Raw genomic sequence first — 20,624 nt, forward strand, 5'->3', positions numbered from 1 at the left:
ATTTCACGTGCCCCCGGACAGGATGGAAACTGCCGCCCCCGAGAGGGGCGGCCCGTTCGTGTCCACGGACGGCGGAGCTTCCACATCGGAGTGAGAATGACTCGTTTCAGTTCACGGCGGCGGACGACCTTCGCCGTCGCGGCGACGGCGACGGCCGCCGTCGCCCTGCTCGGCGGGGTCCCCGCCGTGGCGTCCGCATCCACCACCGAGACCTCGACGCCTGTCGTCATCGCCGCGCCGGACGGCACGACGATGAGCTACATCCTCAACACCAAGGTCGCGAACCCGGGCCAGACCCGACTCGTCGAGAAGGCCGTCGCCCAGGCCGGCGGCGTCGTCGTCCAGAGCTGGCCGCAGATCGGCGTCGTCGTGGCGCACTCGCAGCGCGCGGCGTTCCGCGACGACGTCCGGGCGGCGGGTGGCAACGCGCTCGCGTCGGTCGGTGCGACCCGCACGGCTGAGGTCCTCGAGGGCACACCGGCCGCAGCCCAGGCCCCGTGGGGCCCCGGCGCAAGTGACTACAAGAAGGGCGCGAACAAGCCGACCAACGGCGATGTGGAGGCTCCGACCACTCCGGCCGAGACCACCGACGTCCGCGAGGGCGAGCAGTGGGACATGAAGATGATCAAGGCCGACCAGGCCCACGCGGTCACCGACGGCTCCCGCAACGTCCTCGTCGGTGTCCTCGACAGCGGCATCGACCCGGACCACCCTGACCTCCAGCCCAACATCGACGTGGCCAGCTCGGTCAACTGCACCGACGCCGGCCGCCCGGACACCTCGGCGACCGGGTGGAACCCCACGACGAGCGACCACGGCACCCACGTCGCGGGCACCATCGCCGCTCCGCGCAACGGCGTCGGCATCGTCGGTGTCGCACCCAACGTCCGCATGGCCGCCGTCAAGGTCGTCAGCGACGAGGGCTTCATCTACCCGGAGTACGCCGTCTGCGGCTTCGTCTGGGCCGGTGAGAAGCACATGGACGTCACCAACAACAGCTACTACGTCGACCCGTTCGAGTTCTGGTGCGGCGACCAGCCCGACCAGGCCGCAGCCAAGGAGGCCGTGGGCCGCGCCGTGGCCTGGTCGACCAAGCAGGGCGTCGTCCACGCGGCCGCCGCCGGCAACTCGGCCTACGACCTCTCGGACAAGACGAAGTTCAAGGACCCGGGCAGCCCGAACGACACCACCCCGGTGCTGCGGACGATCAACAACGACTGCCACGACATCCCGGCCGAGCTCCCCGGCGTCGTCACGGTGTCGTCGGCCACCCGCACGGGTGCGCTGTCGTCGTTCTCGAACCGTGGCCTCGGGGTCGTCGACGTCGCCGCCCCGGGCAGCTCGATCCTCTCGACGATCGTGCGCAACAACGGCTACGGCACCAAGAGCGGCACGTCGATGGCGTCGCCCCACGTCGCCGGTGTCCTCGCGCTCATGAAGTCAGTACACCCCGAGCTCACGCCCGAGCAGATGGTGGCCAAGCTGCGCGCCGACGCCACCGACACGGCGTGCTCCGTCGCCAGCGGTCCGGCCTGCGTCGGCTCGCCCGAGGACAACAGCTACTACGGCGAGGGCATGGTCGACGCCCTCAAGGCGGTCAGCTGACCCTTCCACCCGTCGGCTGAGGCCGACGCAGACGCCCCTGCCGGAGGTGAGCCCATCGCTCGCCTCCGGCAGGTCGCGTCCGGGGGAGTGCGTGGTCCCGTCACCCGATCCTTCGTATGCCGGTCACGGGCTGGCCGTGCGTGGCCAGGTCACGTGGGTGGGGGCGTGGGGGTCGCCGTCGCGGTGGGAGCCGGCGTTCCCGATGGCGAGGGTGCCGCGCTGCCGGGCAGGGCGGTCGGGTCGACGAGGACGAGGTCGACGTCCCACTGGCCGTCGCAGTCCGCGGCGCGCACGAGGGCCTGCCCGGCGGCATACGAGCCGGCGGTGAAGAAGACCTCCGCCTCGAAGCCCTCGTTGTCCATCCCTGCGGGCCGGAACCCGGCCGCGGTGACCGCGTCCTGGATCGCGACGGTGACCTCGTCGATCGGCTTCGAGGACACGGCGCGGACGTTGACGTGGCCCTGGCTCGACACCACCCGGGTCACGGTGCCGACACCATCGAGCGACAGGCCGTCGGGGAGGAGCCCGAGGTCGCCGGCGGGAGCCGCCGTCGGCACCGGACAGCCGGCTTCGCCGGCGTCGGACGAGCACCCGCCGACGAGCAGGCTTGCGGCGCACAGGAGAAGCAGTGCTGGGGTGAGCCGGGCGCGGCGGGAGAGCGACACCCGGCGAGTCTAGGGACCTACTGCCGGTAGTCCCGCCGAACCCCTCGCCATGGTGAGTTTTGCACATTAGGTTGTGCTCCAACGGTGCCCGCCAACGGAGGTCGGCGCCGGCCTACACGAAGGATCACAGGTGGCACTGCACAAGAAGTGGTGGCCGCTCCTCGCCGCGACCGCACTGGCCCTACCGGTCGGTGCGTCTGCGGTGACGATGGCGGAGGCGGAGTCCGACAAGCGCAAGAGCTCGACCAAGAAGCACGAGCGTCCCAGTGCCGACCCGGTGGGCGCCGAGGAGTGGATGTACCTCCAGCGCGCCAACCCCGACGGTTCCATCCCCGACGCCGCGGTGACCGAGGCCATCGCGCAGTCCCGCGCCATGGGCGCGGCCGCCAAGGGCAGCCCGAGCACCGACCAGGTGTGGACCGGCGTCGGCCCGTCGAACATCGGTGGCCGCATCCGCGACATCGCGGCGGACCCGACGACGCAGGACGTCGCCTACATCGCCACCGGCACGGGCGGCCTCTGGCGCACGGCCGACGGTGGCCAGACCTTCCAGACGTCGTGGGACGACCAGCTGCCGCAGTCGATGGGTGCGGTCGCGGTCGACAGCAAGGGTGTCGTGTGGGCGGGCACCGGCGAGCCGGACCACGGTGGCGGCTCGGCCTACTACGGCAAGGGCGTCTACACGTCCTCCGACGACGGCGCCTCCTGGACCAACGTGGGTCTCGAGGACGGTGACACCGTCGGGCAGATCGTCATCGACCCGCGCGACGACGACCGCGTCCTCGTGGCGGTGATGGGTGCGCTGCACGACACCGAGCCGACCCGCGGACTGTTCCTCACCGAGGACGGCGGCGCGAGCTGGGAACGCGTCATCGTGCCCGACAGCGCCTCGACGGGCGCCATCGACGTGAGCGTCAACAAGGCCAACCCGGACATCATGCTCGCGACGACCTGGGACAAGGTCCGTGACGAGAAGTCGCGCCTGTACGGCCCGCACTCCTACGTCTACCGCTCCACGGACGCCGGTCGCACGTGGACCAAGGTGCACGACGCACCGCTGCCCCAGAGCGAGACCGATCCGGCGCTCCAGACGCCCGACAACCTCGTCGGGCGCATGGGTGTCGACTTCAGTGACTCCGACCCCAACCGCGCGTACCTCATCTCGAGCACGGCCCGCGGCAACTTCAACGGCTTCTTCACGAGCACCGACGCCGGCGCGACCTGGACGGCCGTCGGGCCGACCTCGGGTGGCACCCTGCAGAGCATCAGCGGCGGCTTCGCCTGGTGGTTCGGTCGCGTCTACGTCGACCCGGTGAACCCGCTCCACGTCTTCGTGGCCGGCGTGAGCCTCGCCGAGAGCCTCGACGGTGGTCTCACCTGGACGACCTCGCAGACCCCGCACGCCGACCAGCACGGCCTCGAGTGGGACCCGTTCACGCCCGGCAAGGTCATGCTCGGCAACGACGGCGGCTTCTACTGGTCGATGACCAACGGCGCGGCACGCGGACTGTGGCAGAAGACGGCCGACCTGCCGGTGACCCAGTTCTACGAGATGGACGTCTCCCACCAGAACCCGCAGCGCATGAACGCCGGTGCGCAGGACAACGGGTCGCTCAAGTCGTGGGGTCTGGACAACTCCACGACGGGTGACTGGTTCGGCTTCGTCGGCGGCGACGGGATGATGAACCGCATCGACCCGACGAACGACCGGAAGTACTACGGCTGCTCGCAGAACGGCGGCTGCCGCGGCTTCGTCGGCACCGACACCGGCCAGACGAGCTTCAGCATGACGATCCCCGGTCTGCGCAAGAACTGGGTCGCACCGCTGGAGTTCTCGGCCGACCCGCGCATCATGTTCGGCGCGAGCGAGTACGTCAGCCGCATGAACACCGACGTCGGTCAGCGACGCTGGGAGAAGATCAGCCCGGACCTCACCGAGGGCACCGAGCCGCGGGCACCCGGCTTCGGCACCATCACGGCGATCGGCACCACCAAGGCGGACCCCAACCTCGTCTACGCCGGCACCGACTCCGGCCTCATGTGGGTCTCGCGCAACGCGATGGCTCCCGCCGCGGAGGTCACCTGGACCCAGCTGGAGAGCCCGAGCTTCCCGGGCCGCTGGGTCACGCGGGTCACCGTCGACCCGCAGAACCCCAAGGTCGCGTGGGCCAGCTTCTCCGGCTGGCGCGCCGGTGAGGCGTACCCGCACCTCGTCATGACCCAGGACGGCGGAGCCACGTGGAGCGACATCGTGGGCAAGCGTGTCCCGCAGGCGCCCATCAACGACGTCATCCGTCACCCGAGCAAGGCGAACTGGCTCTTCATCGCCACCGACGTCGGCGTCTACCGCACGACCAACCTCGGCAAGACGTGGATCAAGGTCGGCGCGAACCTCCCGCTCGTCCCGATCAACGACATCGACCTGCCCGTGGGCAGTGACACGCTCTACGCCGCGACCTACGGCCGAAGCATCTGGACGACGTCGCTGGCCAAGGCGAGCTGAATGAGGTCACCCGACCGCTCGGCTCGGCCCTGACCACGACGACAGGCAGTCGGCCACCCCGACGCCACGCCCTGGGGCGAGGCGTCGGGGTGGCTGCGCTGAGCCTTCTCTTCCTGGCGCCGCTCGCGGTCATGGTGCTCGGCTCGCTCCAGCGCCCCCTGCAGCCGCCGCCTGACGGCCTCGACCTGTGGCCGGACCCGGTGACCTGGTCGAACTACGCCGTGGTGGACGAGTTCGTCCCGCTTGCCCGGCTGCTGCTCAACTCGCTCCTGCTCGCCGCCGTCGCGGTGCCGGTCACCGTCGTCGTCACGTCGATGGCCGGGCTCGCGATCGTCCAGTCGAGAGGACGTACGAGGACGGCACTTGTCGCTCTCTCGGTTCTCATGATGCTCGTCCCCGCCTCGGCCCTGTGGGTCCCGCGGGTGGTCGTGCTCCGTGGTCTCGGCCTCACCGACACCCCGCTCACCGTCGCCCTGCTCGCACTCGCCGGGACGACCCCCTTCTACGTCCTGCTCTTCGCCCTCGCCTGCTCGCGCATCCCCACCTCGGTGCTCGAGGCAGCCGAGCTCGAGGGCATGAGCCCGTATGCCGTGTGGCGCCGGGTGGCGCTTCCACTCGCCCGACCCGCGGTGGTGGCCGTGGCAACGCTCAGCTTCGTGTACTACTGGTCCACGTTCATGGACCCGCTCACCCTCGTCGCGTCCCCGCGACACTGGCCCGCCTCGCTCGGGCTGAGGAACCTCGCCGAGATGGAGGCAGCCCTGTACCCGATCTACCTCGCCGGTGCCGTCATCGTGACGGCACCTGCGGTCCTGATGTTCCTCGTGGGCCAACGCGCCTTCTTCGCCTCGGTCGAGCAGCGATGAGACGGCCCGCGCTCCTCGCCGCTCCGGTTCTCGCAGGCGTGCTCACCCTCGCCGCCTGCGGCTCGTCAGGCACGGGGTCCGAGGCCGGGCCTCGCGAGGGGGCCAGCGCTCCGATCGTCTTCCAGGTCAAGGCCGAACCGGAGGAGGCGGCGGTCTACCGGAGCCTGCTCACGGCATACGAGGGTTCGGGCGGCGGCGAGGTCGAGATGGTGGCGGTCGGACGCAAGGACCACCTCACGCGGCTCTCCACGTCGTTCGCGTCGGGGGACGCGCCGGACGTCTTCCTCATCAACTACCGCGAGTACGCCCAGTTCGTGCAGCGCGGCGCTGTCGAGCCGATCGGACCACTCCTGAGGGAGCAGGGGGTCAACCTCAGCGCCTACTACGAGGAACCGCTGCAGGCCTTCACCTACGAGGGGGAGCTCCAGTGCATGCCGCAGAACATCTCCTCGCTCGTCGTCTACTGGAACACCGACCTCTTCGAGGCCGCAGGCCTTGAGGCGCCGCGGGCGGGCTGGACGTGGGAGGAGTTCGCCGCCACGGCACGCGCCCTCACCAAGGGCGGGGTCAAGGGCGTGGGCATCGACCCGTCGATCACCCGCATGGCACCCCTCGTGTGGAGCGCGGGCGGCGAGATCGTCGACGACCCCGAGAAGCCGACCCGCACGACGCTGCACGAGCCGGGGGCCAGGGCCGCGCTCCAGTCCGTCGTCGACCTCATCGACTCGGGCGTCACCCCGTCGAAGGAGCAGATGGCCGCCCAGGGGCTCGAGGAGCAGTTCATGACCGGCAAGGTCGCGATGTTCATGAGCTCTCGGGTCGAGGTGCCGGCACTGCGGGAGCAGCGGGACCTGTCGTTCGACGTCGCCGCGCTGCCCTCCCTGGGCACGCCGGCCTCTGTGCTGCACTCCGATGCCTACTGCATCTCGTCGAGCTCGCGGCACAAGGAGGCGGCCGCGCGGCTCATCGCTTATGCCGTGGGACAGCAGGGTCAGACCGTGACCGCCCTGGGTGGACGGACGGTGCCGTCGCTGCGGTCGGTCGCCCAGTCGCCGGCCTTCCTCAGCCCGGAACGCGCACCGGCGTCGTCGCAGGTCTTCCTCGATGCCGTCCCGCTGCTCCGGCACACGCCGGTGACGCCCGTCTGGCCGGAGGTCGAGGACGTCGTCGGCACCCAGCTCCAGCGTGCTTTCGAGGACGGCGTCCCGCTCGACGAGGTGCTTGCCGAGATCCGGCGACAGGCGGACCCACTGCTGCAGAAGGGCTCATGACACTGGAGGTCGAGTCCGCGCGCCGGGTGTTCCGACAGCGCGGTCGGGACGATGTCGTGGCCCTGGACGGAGTGGACCTCGAGGTCGCCGACGACGAGCTCCTCGTCCTCGTCGGCCGTTCAGGATCGGGCAAGACCACCCTGCTCCGGGCCGTCGCCGGGCTCGAGTCCCTCGACTCGGGCCGGATCCGCATCGGCGACGAGGACGTGACGTCGCTGCCGCCGCGCGGACGAGGGGTCGCACTCGTCTTCCAGGAGGCGGCACTCTTCCCGCACCTGCGGGTGCGCGACAACATCGAGATCGGCGAGCGTGCGCGGGGAGCCGACCGCTCGACCATGACGGCGCGGACCCGTGAGGTCGCGGAAACGCTCGAGGTCGCCCACCTCCTCGACCGTATGCCGTCTGCCCTGAGCGGCGGTGAGAGGCAACGGGTCGCGCTGGCGCGAGCCGTCATCCGCTCGCCACGGGTGCTCCTGCTCGACGAGCCGCTCGCCGCCGTGGACGTGGAGCAGCGGGTGCGGATGCGGGCGGTCATCCGTGACGTGCAGCGTCGTCTGCGGGTGCCGACGGTGCACGTCACCCACGACCAGGGTGAGGCGATGGCCCTCGGCGACCGCGTCGCCATGGTCGACCGTGGCCGGGTCCTGCAGTGCGACACCCCCGAGGCCCTCTACGCGCGCCCGGCGGACGTGGCGGTCGCGCGGGGGTTCGGTGCGCTTCCGATGAACCTCGCGCCCGCGCGCGACGGCGTCGTCGTGGGGGTGCGGCCGGAGCGGCTGCGACTGGAGGCGGCCGACGGGGCATCCGGCGGCAGCGGTGCCGGCGGGGGCAGTGGGGATGGCTCGGCTGCCGATGGTGCAGGTGGCGATGGCGTCAGGATGGTGACCGGGTCGGTCGTGACGACCGAACCCCTGGGCGAGGAGGCCCTGGTCCACCTCACCGTTGTCGACACCGACCGGCAGACCGTCGTCGCTCGGGTGCCGTTCACAAGGGTGCCGAGACCGGGCGACCACGTCCGGGTCCGCTGGCGGCCTGAGGACGAGCACCGCTTCGACGCCGGCACCGGCGTCCGGCTGGACTGACGTCGAGGTGAGACGCTCTCCACTGGCGCTGCCCTACCTCCTGGGCTCCTTGCTCCTCGTCGTCGTGCCGCTCGGGGTCGCGCTCGTGCTGTCGTCGACGAGCTACTACGGCTTCCGGGCGCCCGAACCCACAGGTGCAGAGAACTGGGTGAGGCTCCTGCGTGACGAGAAGTTCTGGGATGCAGTGGGCGTGAGCGCACTCGTCGCGGTTGTCGTCGTGCCACTGCGTCTCGCCCTCGCGGTGGGGGCGGCGCTGCTGCTCGTCCGTCGTGGGGGCCCGGGGACCGCGCTCGGGCGGGTCTCGGCCTACCTGCCGTCGGTCATCCCGGAGGCTGCCTGGGCCCTTCTCTGGCTGTGGATCCTCAACCCGCTCTATGGGCCTCTCCCGGCGTTTCTCGGTGGGCTCGGGGTGCCGTCGCCGGGGTTCCTCACCGAGCCGTGGGGGGCCCGTGCCGGCCTGGTCCTCGTCATGGCGTTCCAGGTGGGGGAGGCCTTCGTCGTCGCGCTCGCGGCGCGGGCCGCGATCCCAGGGCGTCTCTACGAGGCGCTCGCGGTCGAGGGCGGCTCCTCGTGGTTCGCGACCCGGCGTCTCACACTGCCGCTCATGGCCCCGCTCCTCCTGGTGCTCGCTGTCCGCGACGTCGTCGTGGTCGTGCAGAACGCTTTCGTGCCGGCGCTGCTCGTCACCGAGGGAGGGCCGGCCAACGCGACGACCACCGCGCCGCTGCACATCTACGTGCGCGCGTTCGAGTACGGCGAGCTCGGCTACGCCTCGACCCTCTCGGTGACCCTGCTCGCCCTCACCGCCATGGCGGCGGCCCTACCGCTCTGGCTCGCCGCACGTCTCGCCGGCAGGCAGCGCACCCGCTCCTGATCCCTGGTCCACGGCAGAACTCGTCCTCCCGGACTGTTGCCACGGGCGCGTTCTCGCGGTCGACTTGTCCTCGTGGGCCCGCCCACCCGGGGCCGGCCACGGCGACGGAGGTCTGGCATGAGCAGTGAGGTCGACGCACTTCCCGACGACAGCAGGGAGGCCCTCTCGGAGACGGATCCGCCGATGGGCGTGCACGCCACGGCCACGGTGCCCGCGCCGGCCGACGAGGTGTGGCGGCACCTCGTGAGTCCGGAGGGCACGGAGGCGATCCTCGGCGAGGGCGCTCGCCTCGGCACCAAGGGCGCGCCCTGGGCCGCCGCCGACGGCACCTATGGCGTCGTCCGGAGCTTCCACCCGCTCGAGCAGGTCCGGGTCACGTGGCACCCGCACGACGACGGCCCGCTCAGCCTGCTCGACGTTCAGCTGCACGCCGACGGGGACGGGACCAAGCTCGACCTCTACCACGAGGGGCACGGCATCGCGGGTGACCCGCGCGCCGACCTCCAGCACTGGGAGGACGCGCTGGGCCGGTTTGCCGGGGGAGTCACCGGCTGACCCCGAGGCGTACGAAGACCTTCGACCGCGGGGAATGCCTCACGCCATCCTGTAGTTGTGTAATGGTGTAAGCACTGCAAGACGTAGTGCCACAGCAGCAGGAAGGAGACCCCGTCATGAGGTCCCACCACAACCCACACGTCGGCAGTGACGACCCCCGACCCACCGAGCGCGGCACCCGTCGCGGGATGCCCGGCCGAGGGCCGGGTCGCCACAACGGGCGCGGGCGAGGCCCCGGCATGGGCCGTCCGGGAGGCTGGCAGCAGGCCGACGTCCCGGGCGCCGACGACGCCCGCGACTGGTTCAGCGGGCGGCTACCCGACGGCTGGTTCACCGACCTCGAGGTTGACGTCGACCGCGACGAAATCACCGTCATCGGCACCCTCCCCGACGAGAAGGTCGAGGGTGCGGAGGCCGAGGGCCAGATCAGCCGGTGGCGCGCCGACACCAAGGAAGCGCGCATCGCCATTGCCCGCGAGGCCGAGGCGCGCTACGAGCGCAAGGTCTCCTGGGGCGTCCGCCTCGGCGAGACCAAGGCGCTCTTCACCCACCTCGCCGCGCCGGTGATGACCCGCCTCCGCCAGCCCGAGCGCCAGGTGCTCGACACCCTCGTCGACGCGGGCGTCGCCCGCTCCCGCAGCGACGCACTCGCGTGGTCGGTCCGCCTCGTCGGCCAGCACGCCGACGAGTGGCTCGGGCAGCTCCGCGAGGCGATGAGCGAGGTCGACAAGCTCCGCTCGCAGGGCCCGAACCTCTGACCCGACCCACACCGAAGGTATGCCGGCCGCTCCCGCGAGCGGCCGGCATACCGTCGTTCCGGGCAGGTCTGAGGCTCGACACGCCGTCGGTTCGGGGCGACACGCAGCGCCAGGCCGCACGGTTGCGGGGCGACACGCGCGGTTCTGCGGAAGGGCTTGCGGCGCGGGTCACACGAGGCGCATACTTGGCACAACATCTAGTGGTTACACCGATGTAGTTCATCCACATATGGTTCACAGGGGCGGGCCGGTTACCCACACGTTGTCCCCAGCCCGTCCCCAGAACCGTCCCCATGGCGCCCGAGAGGAGCCGGTCATGCACTGCCCGTTCTGCCGTCACACCGACTCCCGCGTCATGGACTCCCGGGCCACCGACGACGGGGCGAGCATCCGCCGCCGGCGCCAGTGCCCCGAGTGCGGCAAGCGTTTCACGACCGTCGAGACCGCGGCGCTGTCCGTCGTCAAGAGGTCGGGGGCGACCGAGCCCTTCAGCCGCCCGAAGGTCCTCGTCGGCGTCCGCAAGGCCTGCCAGGGCCGCCCGGTCACCGAGGACCAGCTCGCCCTCCTCGCCCACCAGGTCGGGGAGACGATCCGGGGGCTGGGGCAGGCCGAGGTCGACGCCCACGAGGTCGGTCTCGCCGTCCTCGAACCGCTGCGGAGCCTCGACGAGGTCGCCTACCTGAGGTTCGCCTCGGTCTACCAGGCGTTCGAGAGCCTCGAGGACTTCGAGCAGGCGATCACGCTGCTGCGCGTCGAGCGCGAGGCGACGGGGGAGGAGCCGGCACGTATGCCGGCCGGTCGCGATGGCGACCCCTCCGCCGGTCACGACTGACCGGCATACCGAAGAACGAAGCACGAAAGCAGGACCGCGTCACTGTCAGTGCTCGCGGGTAGAAAAGAAACCAGGTCACAGGATCGCCCGACGAGCGTCGGGCAGAAGAGGGAGCGAGTCATGACCGAGACCGCCGGAGCACGTGCAGGCGCCCGCAAGTCCGCCAAGGGCAGGGGCATTGCCGTCGAGCGGATCTACACCACGCCGGGGGTGCACCCCTACGACGAGGTGACCTGGGAGAAGCGTGACGTCGTCCAGCAGAACTGGAAGACCGGCGAGACGATCTTCGAGCAGCGCGGTGTCGAGTTCCCCGACTTCTGGAGCGTCAACGCCTCCACGATCGTCACGACCAAGTACTTCCGCGGCGCCGTCGGCACGCCCGAGCGCGAGCAGGGCCTCAAGCAGCTCATCGACCGCGTCGTCCTCACCTACGTCAAGGCGGGCAAGGAGCACGGCTACTTCTCCACGCCGGAGGACGCCGAGGTCTTCGAGCACGAGCTGACCTACGCCCTGCTTCACCAAATCTTCAGCTTCAACTCGCCGGTCTGGTTCAACGTCGGCACCAAGTCGCCGCAGCAGGTCTCGGCCTGCTTCATCCTCTCTGTCGACGACTCGATGGACTCGATCCTCAACTGGTACAAGGAGGAGGGCTTCATCTTCAAGGGCGGCTCGGGCGCGGGCCTCAACCTCTCGCGCATCCGCTCGTCGAAGGAGCTCCTCTCCTCCGGTGGCACGGCGTCGGGCCCGGTGTCGTTCATGCGTGGCGCCGACGCGTCCGCGGGCACGATCAAGTCCGGCGGTGCGACCCGTCGCGCGGCCAAGATGGTCGTCCTCGACGTCGACCACCCGGACATCGAGGAGTTCGTCGAGACGAAGGCGCGCGAGGAGGACAAGATCCGCGCCCTGCGTGACGCCGGCTTCGACATGGACCTCGGCGGCAAGGACATCGTCTCGGTCCAGTACCAGAACGCCAACAACTCGGTCCGCGTCAACGACGAGTTCATGCGTGCGGTCGAGGACGGCACCGAGTTCGGCCTGCGCTCGCGCAAGGACGGCTCGGTCATCGAGACCGTCGACGCCCGCGAGCTCATGGGCAAGATCGCCAAGGCCGCGTGGGAGTGCGCGGACCCGGGCATCCAGTACGACGACACGATCAACGACTGGCACACCAACCCGGAGACCGGCCGCATCACCGCGTCCAACCCCTGCTCCGAGTACATGTCGCTCGACAACTCCTCGTGCAACCTGGCCTCGCTCAACCTGCTCAAGTTCCTCAAGGACGACGACACGTTCGACGTGGCGAAGTTCCAGGCGGTCGCCGAGCTCGTCATCACGGCGATGGACATCTCGATCTGCTTCGCGGACTTCCCGACCGAGCCCATCGGCGAGACGACCCGCAACTACCGCCAGCTCGGCATCGGCTACGCCAACCTCGGTGCGCTCCTCATGGCGACCGGTCACGGCTACGACTCCGACGGTGGCCGCGCGCTCGCCGCGTCGATCACCTCGCTGCTCACCGGTGCCGCCTACAAGCGCTCCGCCGAGCTCGCCGGTGTCGTCGGTGCGTATGCCGGCTACGCCCGCAACGCGGACGCCCACAAGCGGGTCATGCGCAAGCACGCCGCCGCCAACGACGCGGTCCGCACGCTGCACACGATGGACAAGGACATCCACCGCGCCGCGACGAAGGCGTGGGACGCCGTCGTCAAGCTCGGTGAGAAGAACGGCTACCGCAACGCGCAGGCGTCGGTGCTCGCCCCGACCGGCACCATCGGCTTCATGATGGACTGCGACACGACCGGCATCGAGCCGGACTTCTCGCTCGTCAAGTTCAAGAAGCTCGTCGGTGGCGGCTCGATGCAGATCGTCAACCTCACCATCCCGCGGGCCCTGCGCAAGCTCGGCTACACCGAGGAGACGGTCGAGGCAATCGTCGAGTACATCGCCGACAAGGGTCACGTCATCGACGCGCCCGGTCTCAAGACCGAGCACTACGAGATCTTCGACACCGCCATGGGTGCGCGCGCCATCTCCCCGATGGGTCACGTGCGGATGATGGCGGCGACCCAGCCGTTCCTCTCCGGTGCCATCTCCAAGACGGTCAACCTGCCGGAGACGGCCACGGTCGAGGAGATCGAGGACGTCTACGTCCAGGGCTGGAAGATGGGCCTCAAGGCGCTCGCGGTCTACCGCGACAACTGCAAGGTCGGTCAGCCGCTCTCCGACGGTGGCTCGACCGCCAAGGACGCGGCGGCGGACAAGGCTGCTGCCGCTGACGCCGCCGGCGAGACCAAGGTCGTCGAGAAGGTCGTCTACCGGCCCACGCGTGAGCGCCTGCCGAAGCGTCGCTCGTCGCAGACCACGTCGTTCGCCATCGGCGGCGCCGAGGGCTACATGACGGCCGGCACCTACGAGGACGGCCGCCTCGGCGAGGTCTTCCTCAAGTTCGGCAAGCAGGGCTCGACCCTTGCCGGTGTCATGGACGCGTTCTCGATCGCGATCTCGGTGGGCCTCCAGTACGGCGTGCCGCTCGAGACCTACGTCGAGAAGTACACGAACATGCGCTTCGAGCCGGCCGGCATGACCGACGACCAGGACATCCGGATGGGCCAGTCGCTCGTCGACTACGTCTTCCGTCGCCTCGCGCTCGACCACCTCGACTTCGAGACCCGGTCGTTCATGGGCATCCACACGGCCGAGGAGCGTCAGCGCCAGCTCGAGACGGGTTCGTACGCACCGTCGACGGTCGATGACGAGGACGTCGAGGCGCTCGAGGACGAGATCGAGTCGTTCTCGCAGGGTGTCGGTGCCAGCTCGCCGAAGAAGACGGCGGAGGCTGCTCCGAAGACGGCGGGCGAGTCCCCGGCGACGTCCGACGAGGACCACGCGTCCGAGGTGAAGTTCGGTGCCGGTGCGGCATCGGCCCGCGAGGTGTCCGGTGACGTGCACAGCTCCGCCGAGCTGCTCGAGAAGTTCCAGGGTGTGTCCGCTGACGCGCCGATGTGCATGACCTGCGGCACGAAGATGCGCCCGGCTGGTTCGTGCTACGTCTGCGAAGGCTGCGGAAGCACCAGCGGCTGCAGCTGATCTGAGCAGTAGCCACGACGAGCGGCCCCGAGGATGTCCTCGGGGCCGCTCGTCGTATGTCCAGGTCATGGATCAGCTTCGCTCTTGTGTGGCGGGCGCAGGCCAGTGGGCGACGTTCGGGTCAGCGACGGCTGGCGACCTAGGGTGGGGCCGTGCATCCCTCTGCTGAACATGCGTTGAACCTCATCTCCACCCCACGATCCCCGGCTCAACTGCTCAAGGCCAGTCAGGCAGCGTGGAACGAGCATGGCTACCCGCTGACATATGCGTGCTTCATGGCGCTCGTGGCCCTCACCGACAACTTCGGCGAGCAGACGGACGGTGACGTGTCGGGGGAGGTCGCTGTCCCACGCCCGCCATCCGAGGTCATTCTGCTGGCGGGTCGACGGCGGGGCGAGGAATGCCTCGACATGCTCAACGACCTGATCATGCGAGTGCGCGAGGCTGCTCAGCGGCAGACCCAAGAGCTCGCTGAAGGCGCGTCGCTCGAGGACCTGGACAAGAACTACAAGGGCAACGCCGTCTACCTCATGGCCTACATCGTGGGTTCGGGCGTCGAGTCCTTGGTTGAGCAGGGTGAGGACGCTGACAGGGTTCTCGACTCGGTCGCGCAGTTCTTGGAGCAGCTCTCGAGCTGAAGCGCTCGGCGTGTGACGACGACTACGACACAGGCACGGCGCTGTGGGTCGCCACGGGGCAGCGGATTGTCGGCAAGGAGAAGACCTTGACAGCTCGAACGAACACTCATGTGGTCGTGTCCACCAAGGACCTGAAGACCACGGATGAGCGGGCCAGGTGGATGGCGCGCGCCATCGCCATGGCGGTCAACGCGCGACACCCTGACGTCCGACCCCATTGAGGAGTGCGCTCCTCAGTCCGCCGTCAGCAGGGCGATGAGCGAGTCAGCCTCCTCGTGGCACGCCGCACAGCCCGCCAGGTGGTGCTCCATCGCCGGGTCGTGGTCGCCCGGGTCCGCCAATAGCGCCTCGACATGGGTGTCCATGCGCTCGAAGCACTCGTCGCACGACAGATACGGCGTCGTGTCGACCAGCAGCGCCGCAGTCGCAGCCGCGGACAACGCCGGTGGGGGAGTGAGTTGCGAGCTCATGAGACACCTGCCGAGGTCATGGGGACGCCATCGCTTGGACCCGACCCTCGGTCAGCGGGGATGTAGCCGCGCCTGGTGAGGTCGGCTCGTAACCTTTGGCGGACGTCGTGGACGGTCTTGTAGAGGGCATTGCGGTTCGAGCCCAGACGCTCGGCGAGGACGTCGATCGGGACGCCGTCGACGAGGAGGGCCACGGCCACGCGGCGCTGGTGCGGGGTGAGACACGTGCACATGGCATCCCCGAGTGCTCGAGCGAGATCGGCACCTTCGGCCTGGTGCTCGGGCCCGTCGTGCGAGTCTTCCGCCACGTCTGGAAGGTCGAGGTCGCGCAGCTCGACCTCGCGGTGCTGCCACTGCAGCCGGCGGACGTCGGTCGCCGCCTGCAGGATGGCGAACTTGAACGCCCACGTCGTGAAGCGGCTCCGCCCCTCGAACGTGTGCAGCTTGCCGAGCAGCGCGGTCATCGCCTCGTCGGCGGCCTGGTTGACGACGACGTCGACGTTGCCCGGCGAGGCATCGGGAAGGGCCGCTCGCATCCGCCACACCTGGTGTGCCGCAGCCCGGACCATGAGTGCGTGCAGCGCCCGCATGGCCTCGGCCTGCTCGGCGCCGGTCGAGGTCAACGCGCCCACCCAGTCCTCCGGCTCGCCGACGCCGACGCCTTCGCCGACGCCTTCTCCATGACCGGCCACGGCCCTATGCCGGCCGCCGCGTGACAGCAGTCCGTCCCCGCCGCTGTCGCTCACCACGGCCCGGTCGCCTCGTCGATCGGGGCGAGGATCCTCGCCGCGAGCTGCGGGGGACAGCCGGCGTCGACGAGCTGGAGGAGCTCGTGGAGATCGGTGCTCGTCCTCGCGACGGAGTCCGCCAACGCCCACGGGAACCCGGCCTCGTGCAGTCGACACGTGCGCCAGGTGACGACGTCGACCGGAGGGCCGGTGGGCCGACACGTCTCCGACGTTCGTATGTCGTGGGTGGTCATGCCCTGTTTGCTGCAGTGAGCAACGTCGGTCTTACCGACCTCGGCGAGGCGGGTAAGAACCAGCGGAGCCGGCACCACCAACACCGTGTCAGCCTCCCACCGGTCGCCCGTCCTGTCAGGCCGCTTCGCGGGGAGGACCCCTCGCACCAGGAGGTCACCATGGCCACGATCGACACCGACCGCGCCGCGGAGGTGCGGGAGCGCTCCGCACCCGGCGACCCGGCATACCAGGCGTTCTTCATCCTTCGGGCGGCGTTCGTCGTCGCGCCGATCCTCTTCGGTCTCGACAAGTTCACGAACCTCCTCGTGGACTGGGACCGTTACCTCGCGCCGGTCCTCTCCGACCCGCTCCCGGTGCCCCCGCACCAGGCGATGTATGCCGTCGGTGTCATCGAGGTCCTGGCGGGTCTCGTCGTGTTGCTCCACCCGCGCCTCGGTGCGCTCGTCGTCGCCGCGTGGCTCGGCGGGATCATCGTCAACCTCCTACTCATCCCGGGCTACTACGACGTGGCGCTGCGTGACTTCGGTCTGCTGCTCGCGGCTGTTGCGCTGCAACGACTTTCGTCACGGTTCGACGCCCGACCCGTCCTCTGGCCTTTGCGCAGGAGCTGACCGTGGACACCGTCGCAAGGCGCATCTCCGCCCCTCAGAGGCGAACCGCCTTCGTGCTCACCGGCGGCGGGAGTCTCGGGGCCGTCCAGGTCGGCATGGTGGCCGCCTTGCACGACCACGGCATCACTCCCGATGTCCTCGTCGGCACCTCGGTTGGCGCTGTCAACGCCGCCCACCTCGCCGGGCCGGGCGCATGGTCGGACCGGGTCGGTGAGCTGACGGAGCTGTGGCTGCGCCTGAGGCGGTCCGACGTCTTCGCAGTCGACCCACGACGATGGTTGCGCGCGGGGGCCGGCTCCTCGCCGTCGCTGTTCTCCGGCGCTCCGCTCCGCCGCCTCCTCGGGGGACACCTCGGCTACCGGGCGCTCGAGGAGGCGCAGCGCGGGCTGGCGGTGACGGCGACGGACGTCGTCACCGGCGCTGGGCTCGTGCTCGACAACGGACCGGTGGTCGATGCCGTGGCGGCCAGTGCCGCTGTCCCGGGCCTGCTTCCACCCGTGGCGTGGCGCGGTCACGCTCTGGTCGACGGCGCAGTCGGTCACCCGGCAGCACTGGACCATGCCGACCGGCGAGGTGTCGACGACATCTATCTCTTGCCCGCCGGCTACCCCTGCGCCGGCCGCGCGCCATCTGGCGCGCTCGCGGTCGCGCTCACTGCCCTGACGCTGCTCCTGCACACTCGCCTCGTCGACGAGGTGGACCGGTATGCCGGCCGTGCCCGTCTGCACGTCGTACCGCCGCTCTGCCCGCTGGCCGTGTCGCCGGCGGACTTCACCCGTGCGGACGAGCTGATCGAGCGGACGCGAGCGAACACCTCCGTGTGGCTCCGGCACGACGAGGATCGCGGCCAGGAGCGTTCGAGGGCATCGGGTCTGGCGCTCCACGGTCCCCACTCGGAAGGCTCGCAGCCTCGTGCTCCGCACGCCGCTCGACGGAGCGTCGCGTGACTCCCGCGCGCCCGCATCGCAGCAGCGAGCCGGCAGTTGCTCGCCCCGCGTGGGCGGCCGTCGAGGTGGTCAGCGACCCGGACGTGCAGGCGGCAACCGAAGCCGCGGCCGACCTGCTGATTGCGCTCGGTGTCGACGTCGAGTCGGAGTCCCTGGCGCGGACGCCGGAGCGGATGGTCCTCGCCCTGACCGAGATGTTGCGGCCGAGGCCCTTCGAGATGACGACCTTCCCCAACGACGGTGGCTACGACGAGCTCATCGTCGCGCGCAACATCCCTGTCCGGTCCCTGTGCGAGCACCACATGCTGCCTTTCGTCGGCACGGCACACGTCGGCTACCTGCCGGGGGAGCGGATCCTCGGCCTGTCGAAGCTGGCTCGCGTCGTCGAGCACTGCGCCGGTCGGCCACAGGTGCAGGAACGGCTCACCACCCAGGTGTCGACGTGGCTCCGCGACCAGCTCGGCGCCGTCGGTGTCGGCGTCGTCATCGAGGCCGAACACCTGTGCATGACCCTGCGCGGGGTGCAGGCGCCGGGGACGAGCACCGTGACCTCGAGCCTGCTCGGGGTGCTGCGCGACGACCACCGCACTCGTGCCGAGTTCCTCGCACTCACCCGGTCGGCCGGGTGACCACCGCCGACTCCTCGACCGCGTGCCGCCTCGGCACCTCCACCCACGCGCGACCCGAAGGCAGGACACCATGACCGCCACCCCATCCTGTGTCGTCATCATCGGAGCCGGTCTCGCCGGCGCCAAGACGGCCGAGCACCTCCGCGCCATCGGCTTCGACGGCACCATCACCCTCGTCGGTCGCGAGGAGCACCGCCCCTACGAGCGGCCGCCGCTCTCCAAGGCCAACCTCATCGAAGGTTCCGTGCCCGACAAGGACCTTTTCGTCCACGAGCCGTCCTGGTACGCCGAGCACGACGTCGACCTGCGACTCGGATGCACCGTCGAGGAGGTGGACCTGAGGTCCCACACCCTGTCCACGACCTCCACCGAGGGACGCCGGACGTTCGCCTTCGACGCACTCGTGCTCGCGACCGGGTCGTCACCCAGGCGGCTCGACGTGCCCGGCGCCGACCTGACCGGCATCCACCACCTGCGCACCCTCGACGACAGCCGTCGCCTGCGCGCAGCCCTCACCGGGCATCCGCGAGTCGTCCTCGTCGGCGGCGGGTGGATCGGGCTCGAGGTCGCCGCCGCCGCAGCCACCCTGGGCGCCTCCGTCACGGTCCTGGAAGCCGGAGGCATGCCGCTGGGGTCCGTCCTCGGCGAGAGGCTCGCCTCCGTGCTCGTGGCCGCCCACCGCTCGCACCGGGTGCAGTTGCGGACTCGCGTGGACGTCGTGGGCTTCACTGCCACCAGCGACGGCCGGGTCGCCGCGGTCAGGCTCGGCGACGGCACCACCGTCCCCGCGGACGTGGTCGTCGTCGGGGTCGGCGCCAGGCCGAACGTCGAGCTCGCCCGGGCGATGCGCCTCGCCGTCGACGACGGGGTGCTCACCGACGAGTTCCTGCGGACGTCGCACCCCCGGGTGTTGGCGGTTGGCGACATCGCCCACGCTTGGCACCCGGTGTTCGGGCGGCGGATCCGTGTCGAGCACTGGGCCAACGCCCTGAACCAGCCGCGGACCGCAGCCGCGACCATCGTCGGTAAGTGGACGGCATACGACCGACTTCCGTACTTCTACTCGGACCAGTACGACCTCGGGCTGAAGTACACCGGTCACGTGGCTCGGCGCGACATCACCGAGCTCGTCGTCCGCGGTGACGAGCGGTCGGGCACCTTCATGGCGTTCTGGCTGCGCGAGGGACGGGTCGCTGCCGGGATGTGTGTCAACGTCTGGGACCAGATGGACAGCATCCAGGCGTTGATCCGGTCGCGAGCCGAGGTGAGCGCGGCGCGGCTGGGCGACCCGAGTACGCCGTTGGGTGAGGTTGTGACCGAGCCTCGGCAGGCGCGCATAGCGCTGTCGTGAAGTCTGCCTGGGGACGACCGACCGCAGCGGACAGTCGTCGTGTCGCGAGACGGGCGTTGTCAGTGGTCGCTGGCAGCATGGTCGTCATGGAGATCTCGTCAGCACTCGCCCTCGGGCGATCCCTGCTGCGCGAGCACGGCCTCGAGCACTGGCGGGTGACGACCGACCACGCCAAGACCCGAGCCGGCGTATGCCGCTTCGGCACCCGCACGATCTCGCTCAGCGGGCCGTTGACGCGCCTCCACGACGAGTCCGAGGTGCGCGACACGTTGCTCCACGAGATCGCCCACGCCCTCGTCGGCCCCACCCATGGGCACGACGACACGTGGCGCAGCAAGGCGGTCCAGATCGGGTGCAGCGGCCAGCGCACCGTCGACGCGAGCTCACCGCAGGTCGACGGACCGTGGAGGGGCGAGTGCCCCGGCGGCCACACCTACACGCGCCATCGCCGGCCCCGTCGCGTCCTCAGCTGCCGGACCTGCCACCCCGAGTTCGACGCCGGCTCGATCCTCACGTGGACCTACCACGGTGGCCGTGTCGACATGGGGGAGGCCTACCGCGAGGAGCTCGAAGAGATCATCCTCCGGCGTGGTGCGGGTGCCTTGCGTCCGGCGATGCAGGCGACATCGATGCCGGTGTCCCACACCGCCTTCCCGATCGGTGCTCTGGTGCGCATCGTGGCCGACGGTCCGCTGCACGGCGTCGTCGGCGAGGTCGAGGCGACCTTCGCGACCCGCAGCCAGGTGCGCATCGACGACGAGCTGTATGCCGTGCCCAACGAGGTCCTCGAGGTCGCCGACCGCCTCGCGAGCTGACCGGCGGCTCGCCACGGTGGAGGGCTGATCGATCAATCCGTTGTGCCGTAGGGGCTTCCGTCAGCGCCGGTCGCGCGTCGCA

20 protein-coding genes are annotated in these 20,624 nt (G+C 70.1%); 16 read left to right on the top strand and 4 right to left on the bottom strand.

The genetic code is table 11. The features are described from left to right. Positions 1–96: 96 nt before the first annotated feature. Positions 97–1,605 (top strand): S8 family serine peptidase, encoded by a 1,509-nt coding sequence (locus ACOJV7_RS15340; protein ID WP_420191093.1) that lies wholly within the window; start codon positions 97–99, stop codon positions 1,603–1,605. A 149-nt stretch (positions 1,606–1,754) separates the two neighbouring features. Here ACOJV7_RS15340 and ACOJV7_RS15345 read toward each other — a convergent pair whose 3' ends face one another. Next, positions 1,755–2,270, bottom strand: a complete 516-nt coding sequence (locus ACOJV7_RS15345) for a hypothetical protein (protein ID WP_420191094.1) — start codon at positions 2,268–2,270, stop codon at positions 1,755–1,757. 130 nt (positions 2,271–2,400) lie between these two features. Between ACOJV7_RS15345 and ACOJV7_RS15350 the strand changes: the two genes are divergently transcribed. The 10 genes from ACOJV7_RS15350 (at position 2,401) to ACOJV7_RS15395 (ending at position 14,736) form a co-directional block, all read left to right on the top strand. Then, on the top strand, positions 2,401–4,773 hold the full coding sequence (locus ACOJV7_RS15350) for a WD40/YVTN/BNR-like repeat-containing protein (RefSeq protein WP_420191095.1): 2,373 nt from the start codon (positions 2,401–2,403) through the stop codon (positions 4,771–4,773). Between the two features lie 89 nt (positions 4,774–4,862). Next, positions 4,863–5,639, top strand: a complete 777-nt coding sequence (locus tag ACOJV7_RS15355; RefSeq protein WP_420191096.1) for a carbohydrate ABC transporter permease — start codon at positions 4,863–4,865, stop codon at positions 5,637–5,639. Beyond that, a complete protein-coding gene (locus ACOJV7_RS15360) occupies positions 5,636–6,910 on the top strand; it encodes an ABC transporter substrate-binding protein (RefSeq protein ID WP_420191097.1) in 1,275 nt (424 codons plus the stop codon). The genes ACOJV7_RS15355 and ACOJV7_RS15360 overlap by 4 nt, the downstream gene beginning before the upstream one ends. Further along, entirely contained in the window at positions 6,907–7,992 is a 1,086-nt protein-coding gene (locus ACOJV7_RS15365; RefSeq protein WP_420191098.1) for an ABC transporter ATP-binding protein, read from the top strand. The genes ACOJV7_RS15360 and ACOJV7_RS15365 overlap by 4 nt, the downstream gene beginning before the upstream one ends. Before the next feature lie 7 nt (positions 7,993–7,999). Further along, on the top strand, positions 8,000–8,866 hold the full coding sequence (locus tag ACOJV7_RS15370) for a carbohydrate ABC transporter permease (protein WP_420191099.1): 867 nt from the start codon (positions 8,000–8,002) through the stop codon (positions 8,864–8,866). Positions 8,867–8,983: 117 nt separating this feature from the next. Further along, positions 8,984–9,421 carry an SRPBCC family protein gene (locus ACOJV7_RS15375; protein WP_420191100.1) on the top strand — a complete coding sequence of 146 codons (438 nt, stop codon included), beginning with the start codon at positions 8,984–8,986 and terminating at the stop codon, positions 9,419–9,421. A gap of 116 nt (positions 9,422–9,537) precedes the next feature. Next, on the top strand, positions 9,538–10,179 hold the full coding sequence (locus tag ACOJV7_RS15380; RefSeq protein WP_420191101.1) for a hypothetical protein: 642 nt from the start codon (positions 9,538–9,540) through the stop codon (positions 10,177–10,179). A 316-nt stretch (positions 10,180–10,495) separates the two neighbouring features. After that, complete coding sequence (gene nrdR / locus ACOJV7_RS15385; protein ID WP_420191102.1) at positions 10,496–11,011, top strand: transcriptional regulator NrdR; 516 nt, start codon at positions 10,496–10,498, stop codon at positions 11,009–11,011. A 120-nt stretch (positions 11,012–11,131) separates the two neighbouring features. Beyond that, the gene (locus tag ACOJV7_RS15390) at positions 11,132–14,098 is read left to right on the top strand and encodes a vitamin B12-dependent ribonucleotide reductase (protein WP_420191103.1); all 2,967 of its coding nucleotides are present in this window, start codon (positions 11,132–11,134) and stop codon (positions 14,096–14,098) included. Positions 14,099–14,250: 152 nt separating this feature from the next. After that, entirely contained in the window at positions 14,251–14,736 is a 486-nt protein-coding gene (locus ACOJV7_RS15395) for a hypothetical protein (RefSeq protein WP_420191104.1), read from the top strand. Positions 14,737–14,969: 233 nt separating this feature from the next. Here the strand turns inward: ACOJV7_RS15395 and ACOJV7_RS15400 are convergent, their stop codons facing one another. Genes ACOJV7_RS15400 through ACOJV7_RS15410 form a run of 3 tightly spaced genes read right to left on the bottom strand, consistent with a single transcriptional unit; the run spans position 14,970 to position 16,188 of the window. Next, on the bottom strand, positions 14,970–15,206 hold the full coding sequence (locus ACOJV7_RS15400; RefSeq protein ID WP_420191105.1) for a hypothetical protein: 237 nt from the start codon (positions 15,204–15,206) through the stop codon (positions 14,970–14,972). Continuing rightward, positions 15,203–15,955, bottom strand: a complete 753-nt coding sequence (locus ACOJV7_RS15405) for an RNA polymerase sigma factor (RefSeq protein WP_420191106.1) — start codon at positions 15,953–15,955, stop codon at positions 15,203–15,205. Before ACOJV7_RS15405 ends, ACOJV7_RS15400 begins: the two co-directional genes overlap by 4 nt. Continuing rightward, on the bottom strand, positions 15,949–16,188 hold the full coding sequence (locus ACOJV7_RS15410; protein WP_420191107.1) for a hypothetical protein: 240 nt from the start codon (positions 16,186–16,188) through the stop codon (positions 15,949–15,951). Before ACOJV7_RS15410 ends, ACOJV7_RS15405 begins: the two co-directional genes overlap by 7 nt. 159 nt (positions 16,189–16,347) lie before the next feature. Between ACOJV7_RS15410 and ACOJV7_RS15415 the strand changes: the two genes are divergently transcribed. The 5 genes from ACOJV7_RS15415 to ACOJV7_RS15435 all read left to right on the top strand — a co-directional run bounded on the left by ACOJV7_RS15415 (position 16,348) and on the right by ACOJV7_RS15435 (position 20,542). After that, entirely contained in the window at positions 16,348–16,800 is a 453-nt protein-coding gene (locus ACOJV7_RS15415) for a hypothetical protein (protein WP_420191108.1), read from the top strand. 2 nt (positions 16,801–16,802) lie between these two features. Continuing rightward, the gene (locus tag ACOJV7_RS15420) at positions 16,803–17,747 is read left to right on the top strand and encodes a patatin-like phospholipase family protein (protein WP_420191109.1); all 945 of its coding nucleotides are present in this window, start codon (positions 16,803–16,805) and stop codon (positions 17,745–17,747) included. Next, positions 17,744–18,376 carry a GTP cyclohydrolase I FolE gene (gene folE / locus ACOJV7_RS15425; RefSeq protein ID WP_474543078.1) on the top strand — a complete coding sequence of 211 codons (633 nt, stop codon included), beginning with the start codon at positions 17,744–17,746 and terminating at the stop codon, positions 18,374–18,376. Before ACOJV7_RS15420 ends, folE begins: the two co-directional genes overlap by 4 nt. Positions 18,377–18,446: 70 nt before the next feature. Further along, entirely contained in the window at positions 18,447–19,727 is a 1,281-nt protein-coding gene (locus tag ACOJV7_RS15430) for an NAD(P)/FAD-dependent oxidoreductase (RefSeq protein WP_420191110.1), read from the top strand. 86 nt (positions 19,728–19,813) lie between these two features. Continuing rightward, positions 19,814–20,542, top strand: coding sequence for a SprT-like domain-containing protein (locus tag ACOJV7_RS15435; RefSeq protein ID WP_420191111.1), 729 nt, complete (start codon positions 19,814–19,816; stop codon positions 20,540–20,542). Positions 20,543–20,624: the final 82 nt, after the last annotated feature.

The sequence above is a fragment of the Knoellia tibetensis genome, from assembly GCF_048606415.1.
GTDB classification, from domain to species: domain Bacteria; phylum Actinomycetota; class Actinomycetes; order Actinomycetales; family Dermatophilaceae; genus Knoellia; species Knoellia tibetensis.

Coding starts and splice junctions, on each gene's coding strand:
- ACOJV7_RS15340 (WP_420191093.1), top strand. CDS start 97: ATGACTCGTTTCAGTTCACGGCGGCGGACGACCTTCGCCGTCGCGGCG.
- ACOJV7_RS15360 (WP_420191097.1), top strand. CDS start 5,636: ATGAGACGGCCCGCGCTCCTCGCCGCTCCGGTTCTCGCAGGCGTGCTC.
- ACOJV7_RS15365 (WP_420191098.1), top strand. CDS start 6,907: ATGACACTGGAGGTCGAGTCCGCGCGCCGGGTGTTCCGACAGCGCGGT.
- ACOJV7_RS15375 (WP_420191100.1), top strand. CDS start 8,984: ATGAGCAGTGAGGTCGACGCACTTCCCGACGACAGCAGGGAGGCCCTC.
- ACOJV7_RS15380 (WP_420191101.1), top strand. CDS start 9,538: ATGAGGTCCCACCACAACCCACACGTCGGCAGTGACGACCCCCGACCC.
- nrdR (WP_420191102.1), top strand. CDS start 10,496: ATGCACTGCCCGTTCTGCCGTCACACCGACTCCCGCGTCATGGACTCC.
- ACOJV7_RS15390 (WP_420191103.1), top strand. CDS start 11,132: ATGACCGAGACCGCCGGAGCACGTGCAGGCGCCCGCAAGTCCGCCAAG.
- ACOJV7_RS15400 (WP_420191105.1), bottom strand. CDS start 15,206: ATGAGCTCGCAACTCACTCCCCCACCGGCGTTGTCCGCGGCTGCGACT.
- ACOJV7_RS15410 (WP_420191107.1), bottom strand. CDS start 16,188: ATGACCACCCACGACATACGAACGTCGGAGACGTGTCGGCCCACCGGC.
- ACOJV7_RS15415 (WP_420191108.1), top strand. CDS start 16,348: ATGGCCACGATCGACACCGACCGCGCCGCGGAGGTGCGGGAGCGCTCC.
- ACOJV7_RS15430 (WP_420191110.1), top strand. CDS start 18,447: ATGACCGCCACCCCATCCTGTGTCGTCATCATCGGAGCCGGTCTCGCC.
- ACOJV7_RS15435 (WP_420191111.1), top strand. CDS start 19,814: ATGGAGATCTCGTCAGCACTCGCCCTCGGGCGATCCCTGCTGCGCGAG.